A 13,157-nucleotide genomic window follows, 5' to 3' on the forward strand; every position below is an offset into this window, starting at 1 on the left:
GTATTAAGAAATGCGGTGCGGTCCCTGGCGCTGTGCGCCCAGCACCTTGCGTCCGATGATCAGCTTCTGGATCTCCGAAGCCCCTTCGTAGATGCGCATCGGCCGCACGTCGCGGAACAGCTGCTCGATCACGCACCCTTGCGTGATCCCGAGCGCGCCGAACAGCTGCACGGCGCTGTCCACCACGCGGAACGCGGCCTCGGTCCCGCCCAGCTTGGCCATCGCGGCCTCGCGGGTGATGGTGGCCTGGCGCACGTCGCGCAGCCACGCGGCGCGATAGACCAGCAGCGCGGCGGCTTCCATGTCCAGCGCCATGTCGGCCGCGCGCATGCGCACCGTGTCCATCTCGGCCATGGGCTTGCCGAACAGCGAGCGGCTGCCCATGCGCGCCACGGTCTCGTCCAGCGCGCGGCGCGCGATCCCGACGGCGGCGGCGCCGACCGACGAGCGGAAGATGTCCAGCACCGACATCGCCACCTTGAAGCCGTCGCCCGGCGCACCCAGCAGGTGGGCGGCCGGCACTTCGCAATGGCGCAGGTGCAGCGTGGCCAGCGGGTGCGGCGCGACGATCTCCAGGCTGGTGTCGATGGTCAGCCCGGGGCTGCCGGCTTCGACCAGGAAGGCGGACAGCCCCTTGGCGCCGGGCGCCTGTTCGGAGCGCGCCACGATCACGTAGTAGTCGGCAATGCCGCCGTTGGAGATATACGTCTTGGCGCCGTCCAGCACATAGACATCGCCGCGCCGCGTGGCGGTGGTCGCGGTAGCGGCCACATCCGATCCGCCCTCGGGCTCGGTCAGCGCAAAGGCCGCAATCTGCCCGCCTTGCCGGCAGCCGTCCAGAAATCGCTCGCGCAAGGCGGCGCTGCCATGCAGCCACAGCGGGGCGGCACCGATGCCTTGCATCGAGAACACAAAATCCGCCAGCGCCGAGCCATACGACAAGGCTTCGCGCACCATGCAAACCGAGCGCAGGTCCAGCGCCGGGCGTGCGTCACCTTGCAGCGTAGGCACCGAGTAGCGCAGCAGCCCGGCCTGGCCCAGCTCGGCGGCCAGGCGGCGGCATTGGGCCGGCAGCGGCAGGGCCTCCAGTTCCGGCGCCAGCGCGGCCTGGCGCTGCTGCCAGTCATCGAGTTCGCGCGCCAGGGCGGCATGGCTGGCGTCGAAGAAGGGAAGATCCCAATGGGTCCATTTCAGCATCGTGCAGTCTCCTCGGCCGCCAGCATCTGCTGGGCCATCGTGCGCAGTTCGTTCTTGCGGACCTTTTCGCCGTTCGGGCTCGGGGTCACCGGAAAGGCATCGACCCGGAACACGCGGATCGGCACCTTGAACACCGCCAGCTGCGCCTTGCATGCGGCCAGCACCGCGGCCTCGGCATGGGTATAGCCGCTGCCGCCCATGACGAAGGCCACCGGCCGGGCGCTGCCGTGGGCCTCCACGGCGACCACCTGGCACGCAGCGGCGCCGCTGGCCGACAGCACCACCTCTTCGATCTCCAGCGGATTGACCAGGTAGCCGCCGATGCGAAGCACATCGCCGATGCGCGACAGGTGCGTGAAGCCGCCATCGCCGTTCAGGTAGGCCAGGTCGCCGGTACGCAGGTACCCATCGTCGGTAAAGGCGGCGGCAGTGGCCGCGGCGTCATCGAGATAGCCAAGCATGACGTCGGGGGTGAGCAGCTCGAGTTCACCGGATTCACCCGGCGGCAGGCACTCGCGGGTCTCCAGCGAGCGCACGCGCACGCGCGCCGCCGGCGCCAGCGGCACACCTCCCGATTGCTCGCGCCGCGCCAGCGGGGCTTGTGCCGGCTGGCTGGCGAACAGCGCCAGGGTTTCACTCAGGCCATAGCAGCCGCGCATGGCAATGCCGCGCTGCTGCGCCCGTTGCGGCAAAGCCGTCAGCCCCGGCGTGAAGTTGGCATGCCCGTACATGCGCAGCACAGGCGGCTTCCATTCCGGGCCGCCCGCGTCCAGCAGCTTGTCCAGCATGTCGTTGGTGCCGAACATGTGCGTGATGCCGTCCGCCACCAGCAGGCGCGCGGTCTCGGCCGGCTCGAAGTTCTCGACCAGCGTCAGCGGCGCCTGGGCGGCCAGCGCGGTCATGGCAACGGTGTAGCCGAAGGCGCCGCAAAGCGGGATCGCCAGCAGCAGCCTGGCGTCGCCGCCCTGCATGGCAAGGGCGGCCGCCACGTCGCCCGCGTGCCGCGCCACCCGGCCCTGGCCATGGACGATCAGCTTGGGCTGGCTGGTGGTGCCGGACGAGGACAGGATGATGCACGCATCGCCGGGCTCGCCACCGGCAACAGCATCTGGCGCAGCGCCAGCCAGGTCATCCAGGTCAACGCGCGCCAGCCGTGGCCACGGGTGCGCCACCGCGCCGGCGCGGCCCAAGGGCGCGTGCACCGGCGTCTGCAGCAATGGCACCGCCAGCGCAAGCGTGGCGAGGCTGTGCGGCTCCACCGCGCCCATCAGGGCGTCATAATCCTTGCCCCGGTACGCCGGCATGTACACCAGCGCCTTGCAGCGGGCACGGCGGATGAAGTCGCCGGCTTCCATTGCGCCATACCGCATGTTCAGGCTCATGACGCTTGCGCCGATGCGGGCGCAGGCAAAGGCAACGCCAAGCCAGTCCGGCACGTTCGGCAGCCACAGGCCCACCACGTCGCCGCGGCCTATGCCATGCCGGCGCAGGCCGCCGGCGATGCGCAAGGCGCGCTCGCGCAGCGCGCCGTACGTGATCGCGCTGCCCTCGAAGCGCAGCGCCACCGCATCGGCAGGCGCGGCGTCAAGCAAGTCGAACAAGGTACGTTCCACCATGATCGCTCCCGCTCAGACCGTGCCAACCGGTGTCACCGGCGAGCCCACCGCGCCAGGCAGCCGCAGCGGCGGCGCGGTCAACAGGAAGCGGTTGCGCCCGTTGGCGCGCAGCCATTGCGCCAGGGGTGTCAGGTACCAGAGCTCTCCAAACGGCATGCCCAGCTTGAACAGGCATAGCTCATGCAGCGGCAGGAACGCGCACGGGCCCGCCTGCGGGCGCGCGGGGATGGCCTCCACGCCGTAGTTGTCAGCCACGATGGCGGCGATCCCGCTGTCGATGATCCACTGGTGCAGCTCGGGGTCGCGCCCGTCAAGCGCCGCGCCGAAACGCTCGGCCATGTCCGGCTCAGGCTGGCGGTTGCGCTTCAGCAGCAGTTGCGCAAACCCCGTGTGCAGGCAAAGGATGTCGCCCGGCTCGACCGTCACGCCATCGTCGCGCATGATCTGCGCCAGTTGCCGGTAGCCAACGCGGGTATGCCCGTCGCCAAGGTGCGCGCGCAGGTCCACCATCACCGCACGGCCCTGCACGCCGTGCTCGGCAATCTTCTCGATGCCAAGCGCCAGTGCGCGCGACTGGCCGTCCAGCGCCGGATCATCGTCCGGCCCCTGCACGTCGATGCCCGCCCGGAAGCCGTTGTAGTAGACCATCTCGCTGACGCCGTCGCCGTCGGCGTCAAAATGCCCGCCCACGTGCGCCAGCGCATCCCATTGCGTCGAGTACTGCAGGAACATGTGCACGTAGTCGTCGCAGACCACGTCAGTGAGGTCGGCGTTTTCGCGCGCCAGCGCGAAGTTCATGCCCAGCCCCAGCGCGCGCGGCGTCGGCTTGATGACGGGCGGGTGGCGCCGCGGGTTCAGGGCGTTGCCGCCCGGGAAGTCCAGCGGCAGGCTCAGGCAGAAGCGCAGCCCTTCCCTGACCTCCGCCGCGCCCTGCCTGACCTTCTCCGGCGTGATCAGGTTGAGGCGGCCCAACTGGTCGTCGGGCCCGAAATCGCCCCAGTTGGATTGCTCGGGCCGTTGCTGCCAGCGCGCCGTGCGCCGGGTTGCGGCACCTTCAACCGGCCGGGCATGGGGGGCGTGCACGTACTTGTACTGGGTCATGTCGTCTCCTCTGGAATGGTGGCCACTGGCGTCCCGGTGCCGGGCGCGGCTCCCGGACGCTGGCCGTGGTCTCTGTTTTCTATTCCAGCGGAACGTCGATTACACTACAAGCAATTTTGATTAGTTTGATTACATTGTGATCATGACCAAAAACCAGGCTGCCAAGGGGCCGGCGGAAACCGGCGTGGCAGGCACCCAGAGCCTGTCGCGCGCACTGGCTCTGCTCAAGTGCATCGGCGCCGCCCATGAGCGCGGCATCGAACTGGCGGAACTGCTGGCGGCAACCGGGCTGGACCGCAGTACCGCGTTCCGGCTGGTGTCGGGGCTGGTGCATGCGGGCTTTGTCGAGCGCGAGGCGGACACCAAGAAGTACCGCCTCGGCATCGAATCCATGCAGCTTGGCCTGACTGCGATGAGCCGGGCGCCAGTGCTGGTCAGTTGCCGCCCGATGCTGCAGTCGCTGGCCCGCCAGACCGAGGACACGGTGTTCCTGGTCATCCGCAACGGCGACTACGGACACTGCCTGCATATGGAAGAAGGCAGCTACCCGATCAAGGCCCATACCCTGATGGTCGGCAGCCTGCGCCTGCTGGGGATCGGCACCGCCGGGCTGGCCTTGCTGGCCAGGCTGTCCGATGCGGAGATCGACGCGCTATACCGGCGCCATCGCGACGAATACGACGCCGCCGGCCTGACGCGGCTGCGCCTGCTCGAACTGGTGGAGCGCACGCGGCGCCAGGGCTATTCGGAAAGCGAAAACCTGGTGACCGCGGGCGCCGGTGGGGTTGGCGCCGCGTTCGAGATCAGCCAGGGGCACTACGCCGCCTTGAGTGTCGCCTCGGTGATGTCCCGGATGAACAAGGCCAGGCGCACATGGGTGGCCGGGTTGGTGCTTGAGGAAGTCCGGAAGGCGGAAATGCAGTTGCGCGCGGCGCTGCAGTGAAACGGTCCGCGCCGCTGAACTCGCCGAGCGCCGATCAGACCACGCCCTCTGCCCGCAGCCGGGCCAGCTCCTCATCCCCGATGCCAAGCCGCCCATAGACCTCGGCATTGTGTTCGCCCACATCCGGCCCGGTACGCGGTGACGGCGGCGCATAGCCCGAGAAGCGCGGCACCACGCATGGCGCCGGCACCGAGCCCAGATCCGGATCGGGCAGCCGGACGATGGCCTGGCGCGCCGCCATCTGCGGATCGTCGACGATGTCGGCGATGCTGAATACCTTGCTGAACGGCACCTGGCACTGCACCAGCCGCGCCGCCACGGCGGCATAGGGCTGCGCGGCAAACCACTCCGCAATGCTGCCGTCCAGCGCTTCGATATTGCGCACGCGCCCGGCGTTGGTGGCGTATTCCGGCGCCTGCGCCAGTTGCGGCGCGTCCATGGCCTCGGCGAGCCGGCGGAAGGTGGCGTCGGAGGAGGCCACTACCGTGACCCAGATCTCGTCCGCGGTGCGGTACATGTTGGACGGCGCCGCGTAGGTGGTGCGGTTGCCGGCGCGCTGGCGCACATGCCCCAACTGTTCATATTCGATGGCCAGCGGATCCAGCAGGCGGAACAACGCCTCGGTGGCGGCCAGGTCGATCTCGCGGCCGCGCTGGCCGGGCCTGGCGTGCTGCTCTGCCACCGCAGTGGCAATCGCAAAGGCGCCGAACAGCCCGGCAATCACGTCTCCCACCGGGTAGTTCATATGCATCGGCCCGCTCTGCGCGGTGCCCGCCAGGTTGGTGAAGCCGCTCCTGGCTTCAAAGATGCGGGCAAAGCCCGGCCGCGCCGCATCGGGCCCGGTCTGGCCGAAGCCGGTCAGCCGCAGCACGATCAGCTTCGGGTTAGCCGCATGCAGGGTGTCGAGATCCAGCCCCCAGCGCGCCAGCGTGCCGGTGCGGAAGTTCTCGACCAGCACATCGAACTGGGGCAGCAAGCGCAGGAAGATCTCGCGGCCGCGCGGCGTGCGCACGTCGAGCGAGATGCCGCGCTTGCCGCGATTGGTCACCTTCCAGTACAGGGCGTGGTCCTCGGTAACCGGCTCCAGCCCGCGCAGCGGATCGCTGCCGTCGGGCAACTCCAGCTTGACCACATCGGCGCCCATGTCGGCACACAGCGTGGCGGAAAACGGGCCGGCCACCACGGTGGCCATGTCGAGGATGCGCAGTCCGCCCAGCGGGCCCGTGCAGTGTGCGTCTGGCGATACAGCGTGTGTGTCCTGGTCTTGCATGGCGGGCCTCCGGCGGCATTGGCGTCTGCTGCAAGGTGGCAGGCGGCTGGCCCGGATGCAAGCACGGTTTCGCTGTGCGGAACGGTCGTGCTACAACATTGACGCCCCCATCTCCGGATCCCAGCATGGAACCCAAGCAACCACCGCACAGCATGGACCGCAACCCGGAACACCTGCCCCTGCCAGGCCTGGCCAGCGAAGATGCACTGGCCACTGACCGCCAGTTCGCCACCAACCTGGCGCGCGGGCTGGAGGTACTGCGTGCCTTCACGCCGTCCAGCCCGGTGCTGGGCAACCAGGACATCGTGGCGCGCACGGGGCTGCCCAAGGCGACGGTGTCGCGGCTGACCTACACGCTGGGGCTGCTCGGCTTCCTGAGCCGCGTGCCCGGCAACCAGAAGTACCGGCTGGGCGCCGGCGTGCTGGCGCTGGCCTACCCGATGCTGGCCGGGCTGGCGATCCGCCAGGTGGCGCGGCCGTATATGGAGGCGATTGCGCGTGAAACCGGCTGCACGGTGAACCTGGGCATGCGCGAGCGGCTGTCGGTAGTGTACGTGGACAGTTGCCGGCTGGATCCCGGCAACCTCTACCAGCCGGACATCGGCAGCACCCGGCCGCTGCTGGCCAGCGCGATCGGCCGCGCGGTCTTGCTGGCCTGCAGCGCCGACGAGCGCACGGCACTGCTGAACCGGCTGCGCGTGGACGATCCGGAGCGCTTCAACGTCGAGCGCCAGATGTGGGCGGACGACCAGAAGCACTTCCGCGCGCACGGTTACTGCCTGAGCCGCGGCGAGTGGCGGCCAGAGATCCACGCGATCGCGGCACCCGTGCGCCAGTCGCTGCACGAAGACCCGTTTGCGCTGAACTGCACCATCGCCGCATCGCGCAACCGCGACAACATGCTGGAGCGCGAGGTGGCGCCAAGGCTGCGCGAGGCGGTGCGGCAGATCGAACTGAGCTGCGCGCGCTAGCCGACAGGACGCAGCAATGCAGTCCGCCGGCGATGTCGCCGGCAATGACAAGCGGCCCGCCAGAGGCCCGCATGAAAACGCGCCGCGGGAAATCCCCCGGCGCAGGCAACCCAAGGAGACAAGATGGATGCCATCCAACCGTTGCGCCAGCTCGCTGCCGGCATGCTGGCCTGCGCCGCGCTGATGCCGCTGCCATTGCCGGCCGCCCCTGACAATGCGGCGCGCTTCCCGGACCGCCCGATACGGATCATCGTGCCGTTCTCGGCGGGCGGCGTGGTCGACTCCGTCACCCGCATCACCGCGGATAACATGGCGCGGGTGCTGAAGCAGCCCGTCATCGTCGAGAACAAGACCGGCGCCGGCGGCGCCATCGGCGCGGACTTCGTCGCCAGGTCGCCCGCCGACGGCTATACGCTGCTGGCGGTCAGCCCCAGCTATGTGGTCGGGCCGCTGCTGAACCCGTCGATCCAGGGCAAGAGCGGCAAGGACTTCCGCGCGGTGGCGGGCATTGGTGCCGTACCCAACGTGATCGTGGTGCCGGCTTCGTCGCCGCTGCGCACGCTGCCTGAACTGCTCGATGCCGCGCGCAGCAAGCCCGGCACGCTGACCTACGCCAGCGCGGGCGTCGGCACCTCGAACCATCTCTCGGCGGAACTGCTGGCGCAGATGACGCAAGTGAAGCTCACCCACGTGCCCTACAAGGGCCAGCCCGAGGCCATGAGCGACCTGCTGGGCGCGCGCGTCTCGATGATGGCGCTGACCTCGGCCATTGCCCGCCAGCAGGTGCAAAGCGGCAAGCTGCGCGCGCTGGCGGTGACTTCGGCAAAGCGCTCGGCCGTGATGCCCGACGTGCCCACCGTGGCCGAAGCCGCGCGCCTGCCCGGCTATGAAGTGGGCGGGTGGTTCGGCCTGGTCGCGCCGCAGGGCACGCCGGACGCGGTGGTGCGCAAGCTGGCCGAGGCCGCCGCGCAGGCCACATCGGACCCCACCACGGCACGCCGCCTGGCCGAACTCGGCATGGACCTGGCACCGCAATCCACCGCCGCATTCGACCGCTTCCTGGACACGGAAACCAGGAAATGGACCGGCGTGCTGAAGACCGCCGGCATCACGGCACAGTAGCCGCATACGCTCATCCAACCTACCGGAAACATCCCATGATCCGCGACTCCGCCCGCCAGCAAGCGCTGCTTGCCGATATCCGCCGCTTCGTGCTCGAAACCTGCATCCCGCTAGAAGCGGAGATCGACCGCACCGATGTCATCCCCGAGCCCGTGGTCGAGCAGATGCGCCGCCTCGGCCTGTTCGGCCACAGCATCCCTGAAGCGTACGGTGGCGCAGGGCTGACCACCGAGGAACTGGCGCTGGTGAACATCGAGGTCTCGCAGGCCGCCACCGTGTTCCGTGCCCGCTTTGGCGGCAACACCGGCATCGCCTCCGAATCGCTGGTGGCCGACGGCACCGAAGCGCAGCGGCAGCGCTACCTGCCGCAACTGGCCTCCGGCAAAGTGACCGGCTGCTTTGCGCTGACCGAACCGGAAGCCGGCTCCGATGCGACATCGCTGCAAACCACCGCAAGGCAAGACGGCGATCACTACGTGCTGAACGGCAGCAAGTGCTTTATCACCAATGCCCCGATCGCGGACCTGTTCACCGTGTTCGCCCGCACCGATCCCGATACGCCCGGCGCGCATGGCATCAGCGCCTTCCTGATCGAACGCGGCACTCCCGGCCTCAGCACCAGCGAACCGGAACGCAAGATGGGACAGCACGGCTCGCCGGTGGGCGATGTCTACCTGAAGGACTGCCGCGTGCCGGCCAGCGCCATCGTCGGCGGCAAACCCAATGTCGGTTTCAAGACGGCGATGAAGGCGCTCAACAAGCAGCGCATCAACCTGGCCGGCTTGTGCGTGGGGCCCGCCATCCGGCTGGTCGACGAGATGGTCCGCTACGCGGCGCAGCGCCGGCAGTTCGGCAAGCCGATCGCGGACTACCAGCTGGTGCAGCAGATGATTGCCGACAGCAATACGGAACTGCACGCCGCCCGCGCACTGGTGCTCGACACCGCGCGCAAGCGCGACGCTGGCGAAGACGTGACCATGGAGGCGTCGATGTGCAAGCTGTTCGCCTCGGAGATGGCCGGCCGCGTGGCCGACCGCGCGGTGCAGGTATTTGGCGGCAGCGGCTACATGGCACGCACCGTGGCCGAGCGCTTCTACCGCGATGTGCGGCTGTTCCGGCTGTATGAGGGCACGACGCAGATCCACCAGCTCAATATTGCGCGCAGGACGATGGAGGCGCGGGGGGCGGCGCTGGAGGGGAGCGGGCCTGAGCCAGATGCGAGGCAACCGGCGCGGTAGCCGGATGGCGTCCTTGCTGACTATCTGACTATCCGTGCGCACTGGCAGCCAGCGCGTCCATGAACGCCTGCCGCAGCGGCGTCTGCTCGGTGTCCCGGCGCCGGAGCACGCCGACCATGCCCTCGCGCCGGTATGGCAGCCGCAATATCGCCACCTGCCCCAGGCGACTGAAGAATGCTGCCATCCGGCCTGACATCACGGCCAGCAGCTCTCCCTGCTGCAGCAGCGACACGTTGGCAAGCAACGTCGCGCTCTCGATCCGCACGCATGGCGCGGGTTCGCCGGCCAGTGCCAGTTCGTAGTCCAGCTCGCGCCGGATCTGGCTGGTCACGGGCGGCCCCACCCAGGTGTAGGCGCGCGTATCCGCCCACCCGACCTTGCGCTTGCGCGCGAGCGGATGCGTGGGGCCGGCGATCACGCGGATAGTCTCCGGATATAGCAGGTCGCAGCGCAGCGCGCCGTCGATGCCCTGCACTTCGGTACGTCCCATGACGAAGTCCAGCCGCCCTTCGCGCAGGGCCGGCAGCATCTCTTCGACGGTGCCCTCTGCCAGCGTCAGGTGGGCATCGGGAAAGCGCTCGCGAAACCGGCTGATCGCCGACGGCAGCAGATCGACCGATACGGTTGGCGTCGCGCCGATCGCCAGTTGCCCGGCCGCGCCTTCCGCCATCACGCGAATGGTGGCCTGGGTGCGTTCGATCTCATTGAGGATGGTGCGGGCATGCACCACCAGCGCTTCGCAGAAGCGGGTCGGCACCAGGCCGCGCGAATGCCGCTCGAACAGTGCCACCCCCAGTTCACTCTCCAGCTCGGCCAGCCAGCGGGACAGGGCCGGCTGGGTCATGTTCAGGCGCGCAGCGGTACGGCTGACATTGCGGGTTTCATGTAGCGCCACCAGCACATGCAGCTGGCGGATACGCATCCGTTGCGTCCAATCCATGGTATGAGTTTCAGGTTATAGCAGAGGTCATATTAATCATTTCAATGGAATCGCGGACGATGCAATAATTTTTCCATCCCCCGCAAGCCGCCATTGCCATGCCCCCGTCCAGCATTCCCGCCAGCGCCCGCCCCAATTTCCTGCTGTTCATCACCGACCAGCATCGCGCCGACCATCTCGGCATCTATGGCAACGCCGTGGTGCAGACGCCCAATATCGACCGGCTCGGCAGCCATGGCTGGGTGGCAGAGCGCTGCTATGTGGCCTCGCCGATCTGCATGCCGAACCGCGCATCGCTGATGACCGGGCGCATGCCGTCGGTCCATGGCGCGCGCCACAATGGCATTCCCTTGCCGCTGTCACAGACGACGTTTGTCGAGCGGCTGCGCGATGCCGGCTATCGCACGGGGCTGGTCGGCAAATCGCATCTGCAGAACATGACCGGCCTTGCGCCAGTCTGGCCACGTCCCGGCGATCCGCGCACGGAGGGCGAAGCGCGCCGGCCTGAAAGCGGGCGCTTCGACCAGGAATGGGGACCGGCCTGGCGCGACGATCCTGACTTCGCCATGTCACTGCCGTATTACGGCTTTGCCGACGTGCAGCTGGTGACCGACCATGGCGACACGGCCGGCGGGCATTACCGGCGCTGGCTGGAGCAGCGCCATCCCGAGGTAGCGCGCGCGTGCGGCCAGGAGCATGCCATCCCGACACCTGGCTATGTGTTGGCTGAAGCGCGGCAGGCCTGGCGCACACGCGTACCGGAAACGCTGTCGACCACGGCATGGATCGGCGATCGCACCATTGACCTGCTCGGGCAATACGCGCAAGAGGACGCCCCCTTCATGATCCAGTGTTCGTTTCCGGATCCCCATCACCCGTTCACGCCACCCGGCCGCTTCTGGGACATGTACCGGCCCGAGGACATGGCCCTGCCGCCCTCGTTCGACGCCGATCCGGCGCTGGCGCCGCCGCACCTGCGCTGGATGCACGCGCAGCGCGACGCCGGCCGCGCCGTCAAGCATACGCCGGCGATGTTCGCCTGCACGGCGCGCGAGGCCCGCGAAGCGCTGGCGCTGAACTATGGCTCGATCGCGCATATCGACGACACCATCGGCCGCGTGATGACGCACCTGGCCGCGCTCGGCCTGGATCGCAACACTGTGGTCCTGTTCACCAGCGACCATGGCGACTTCTTCGGCGATCACCAGTTGCTCTGGAAAGGGCCGCTGCACTACCAGGGCCTGATCCGCACGCCGCTGATCTGGTCGGAACCCGCAGCGCGCACGGCCACCGATGCCCGCGCCGCGCGCAGCCAGGCACTGTGCTCGAGCATCGATATCGCGCCGTCGATCCTCGCGCGCGCGGGCTGCGCGCCCTACAACGGCATGCAAGGCCTGTCGCTGCTGCCCGCCATCGCCGGCGAGGCATTGCCGCGGGAAGCCCTGCTGATCGAGGAAGAGAATCAGCGCACCATGTTCGGCTTCCCGATGCGCACGCGCATGCGGACGCTGCAAACCGCGCGCTATCGGCTCAGTGTGTACGAAGGCGCGCCGTGGGGCGAACTCTACGACCTTGAAAGCGACCCAACCGAATCGCACAACCTGTGGGATGCGCCGGCGCTGGCAGGCACGCGCCAGGCGCTGCTGCACCAGTTGCTGGTCACGATGATCTCGCACAGCGACGCCAGCCCCAATCCGACCGCGCTTGCCTGAATCTGGTCCGCCCGCACCACCAGCGGCAGCATCCCATGACAACAATATCCACGGAGACAACCATGACACCCCGCCCCTTCAGAATGCTGATCGCCGCAGCCATGCTGGCGGCCGCGGTCCCCGCCTGCGCGCAGGATGCCTACCCGGCCAAGCCGGTTCGCCTGATCGTCAACTTTCCTGCAGGTGGCCCGCTCGACACCGTGGCACGACTCATTGCCGAGCGTGCCGGGCGCGACCTGAAGCAGCCGGTCGTGGTGGAGAACCGCTCCGGCGCCGGCGGCAACATCGGTGCCGAAGCCGTCGCGCATGCGACGCCGGACGGCTACACGTTGCTGATGTCGACTGACACCGTGGTCACCGTCAACCCGTTCGCCTATCGCAAGATGTCGTTCGACCCGGTCCGCGACCTGGAGCCGGTTGGCCTGGCCGGCACCTTCAATCAGGTGCTGGTCACGCATCCCGGCCTGAAAATCCGCGACCTGAAGCAGTTCCTGGCTGCCGGCAAGGACAAAGACCTGTCCTATGCATCGGCTGGCGTAGCATCGCCGGGCCATATCGTGTTCGAGATGCTGAAGGCACGCACGCAGATCCGGGGCACCCATGTCCCCTACAAGGGCAATGCGCCAGCGCTGAGCGACGTGCTCGCGGGCCAGGTACCGGCAGGATTCCTGGCCACGCCGACCGCCGTGCAATACATCAAGGGCGGCAAGCTGGTCGCGCTTGCGGTGTCCGGCCTCAAGCGCGACCCCTTGCTCCCGGACGTGCCGACGGTGGCAGAGACCGGCATCGCCAACTTCGATGCCGAGTTCGCCTTCGTCATGTTCCTGCCCTCAGGCACGCCCGCAGCCATCCGTGCACGCTGGGAGCAGCAGCTCAAGACCGTCTTCGCGGACGCGGATTTCCAGAAGAAGCTGCTGGCGCAGGGCGTGCGGCCGCAGACGAGCAACGGCGCAGCGGCAGCGCAATGGCTCGCCGCGGGGCGTACGCGCTGGGGCGAACTGATCCGCAAGCTCGGCGTGTCGCTGGACTGAGCGACTGCCCGGGGCC

Annotated in this window: 11 protein-coding genes; 6 read left to right on the forward strand and 5 right to left on the reverse strand. The window is 68.4% G+C overall.

Going from position 1 to position 13,157, the window contains the following annotated elements; all coding sequences use genetic code 11:
* Window positions 1-3: 3 nt before the first annotated feature.
* From AC3WVS_RS06955 to AC3WVS_RS06965, 3 genes are read right to left on the reverse strand one after another with little or no spacing between them, the layout of a single operon-like run.
* A complete protein-coding gene (locus AC3WVS_RS06955; protein ID WP_492317966.1) occupies window positions 4-1,197 on the reverse strand; it encodes an acyl-CoA dehydrogenase family protein in 1,194 nt (397 codons plus the stop codon).
* Window positions 1,191-2,813 carry an AMP-binding protein gene (locus AC3WVS_RS06960; RefSeq protein WP_492317967.1) on the reverse strand — a complete coding sequence of 541 codons (1,623 nt, stop codon included), beginning with the start codon at window positions 2,811-2,813 and terminating at the stop codon, window positions 1,191-1,193. The genes AC3WVS_RS06955 and AC3WVS_RS06960 overlap by 7 nt, the downstream gene beginning before the upstream one ends.
* 12 nt (window positions 2,814-2,825) lie before the next feature.
* Window positions 2,826-3,914 carry a cyclase family protein gene (locus tag AC3WVS_RS06965; protein WP_492317968.1) on the reverse strand — a complete coding sequence of 363 codons (1,089 nt, stop codon included), beginning with the start codon at window positions 3,912-3,914 and terminating at the stop codon, window positions 2,826-2,828.
* A gap of 142 nt (window positions 3,915-4,056) precedes the next feature.
* Between AC3WVS_RS06965 and AC3WVS_RS06970 the strand changes: the two genes are divergently transcribed.
* A complete protein-coding gene (locus AC3WVS_RS06970; RefSeq protein WP_492317969.1) occupies window positions 4,057-4,857 on the forward strand; it encodes an IclR family transcriptional regulator in 801 nt (266 codons plus the stop codon).
* 34 nt (window positions 4,858-4,891) lie between these two features.
* Here AC3WVS_RS06970 and AC3WVS_RS06975 read toward each other — a convergent pair whose 3' ends face one another.
* Window positions 4,892-6,127 (reverse strand): CaiB/BaiF CoA transferase family protein, encoded by a 1,236-nt coding sequence (locus AC3WVS_RS06975; protein WP_492317970.1) that lies wholly within the window; start codon window positions 6,125-6,127, stop codon window positions 4,892-4,894.
* A gap of 125 nt (window positions 6,128-6,252) precedes the next feature.
* Between AC3WVS_RS06975 and AC3WVS_RS06980 the strand changes: the two genes are divergently transcribed.
* The 3 genes from AC3WVS_RS06980 to AC3WVS_RS06990 all read left to right on the forward strand — a co-directional run bounded on the left by AC3WVS_RS06980 (window position 6,253) and on the right by AC3WVS_RS06990 (window position 9,458).
* On the forward strand, window positions 6,253-7,098 hold the full coding sequence (locus AC3WVS_RS06980) for an IclR family transcriptional regulator (protein ID WP_013952140.1): 846 nt from the start codon (window positions 6,253-6,255) through the stop codon (window positions 7,096-7,098).
* 123 nt (window positions 7,099-7,221) lie between these two features.
* Window positions 7,222-8,220 carry a Bug family tripartite tricarboxylate transporter substrate binding protein gene (locus AC3WVS_RS06985; protein ID WP_492317971.1) on the forward strand — a complete coding sequence of 333 codons (999 nt, stop codon included), beginning with the start codon at window positions 7,222-7,224 and terminating at the stop codon, window positions 8,218-8,220.
* A gap of 35 nt (window positions 8,221-8,255) precedes the next feature.
* Window positions 8,256-9,458: an acyl-CoA dehydrogenase family protein gene (locus AC3WVS_RS06990; protein WP_492317972.1), complete on the forward strand. Its 1,203-nt coding sequence runs from the start codon at window positions 8,256-8,258 to the stop codon at window positions 9,456-9,458.
* Window positions 9,459-9,486: 28 nt separating this feature from the next.
* Here AC3WVS_RS06990 and AC3WVS_RS06995 read toward each other — a convergent pair whose 3' ends face one another.
* Window positions 9,487-10,398 (reverse strand): LysR family transcriptional regulator, encoded by a 912-nt coding sequence (locus tag AC3WVS_RS06995; RefSeq protein WP_492317973.1) that lies wholly within the window; start codon window positions 10,396-10,398, stop codon window positions 9,487-9,489.
* Window positions 10,399-10,496: 98 nt separating this feature from the next.
* On the opposite strand from AC3WVS_RS06995, the gene AC3WVS_RS07000 reads away from it, so the two are divergent.
* A complete protein-coding gene (locus tag AC3WVS_RS07000) occupies window positions 10,497-12,110 on the forward strand; it encodes a sulfatase family protein (RefSeq protein WP_492317974.1) in 1,614 nt (537 codons plus the stop codon).
* Between the two features lie 62 nt (window positions 12,111-12,172).
* On the forward strand, window positions 12,173-13,141 hold the full coding sequence (locus AC3WVS_RS07005) for a Bug family tripartite tricarboxylate transporter substrate binding protein (protein WP_492317975.1): 969 nt from the start codon (window positions 12,173-12,175) through the stop codon (window positions 13,139-13,141).
* Window positions 13,142-13,157: the final 16 nt, after the last annotated feature.

This window comes from Cupriavidus sp. CPT47-8839-RL05A (assembly GCF_058792255.1).

Coding starts and splice junctions, on each gene's coding strand:
- AC3WVS_RS06995 (WP_492317973.1), bottom strand. CDS start 10,398: ATGGATTGGACGCAACGGATGCGTATCCGCCAGCTGCATGTGCTGGTG.
- AC3WVS_RS07005 (WP_492317975.1), top strand. CDS start 12,173: ATGACACCCCGCCCCTTCAGAATGCTGATCGCCGCAGCCATGCTGGCG.
- AC3WVS_RS06970 (WP_492317969.1), top strand. CDS start 4,057: ATGACCAAAAACCAGGCTGCCAAGGGGCCGGCGGAAACCGGCGTGGCA.
- AC3WVS_RS06955 (WP_492317966.1), bottom strand. CDS start 1,197: ATGCTGAAATGGACCCATTGGGATCTTCCCTTCTTCGACGCCAGCCAT.
- AC3WVS_RS06965 (WP_492317968.1), bottom strand. CDS start 3,914: ATGACCCAGTACAAGTACGTGCACGCCCCCCATGCCCGGCCGGTTGAA.
- AC3WVS_RS06960 (WP_492317967.1), bottom strand. CDS start 2,813: ATGGTGGAACGTACCTTGTTCGACTTGCTTGACGCCGCGCCTGCCGAT.
- AC3WVS_RS06980 (WP_013952140.1), top strand. CDS start 6,253: ATGGAACCCAAGCAACCACCGCACAGCATGGACCGCAACCCGGAACAC.
- AC3WVS_RS06975 (WP_492317970.1), bottom strand. CDS start 6,127: ATGCAAGACCAGGACACACACGCTGTATCGCCAGACGCACACTGCACG.
- AC3WVS_RS06985 (WP_492317971.1), top strand. CDS start 7,222: ATGGATGCCATCCAACCGTTGCGCCAGCTCGCTGCCGGCATGCTGGCC.
- AC3WVS_RS07000 (WP_492317974.1), top strand. CDS start 10,497: ATGCCCCCGTCCAGCATTCCCGCCAGCGCCCGCCCCAATTTCCTGCTG.
- AC3WVS_RS06990 (WP_492317972.1), top strand. CDS start 8,256: ATGATCCGCGACTCCGCCCGCCAGCAAGCGCTGCTTGCCGATATCCGC.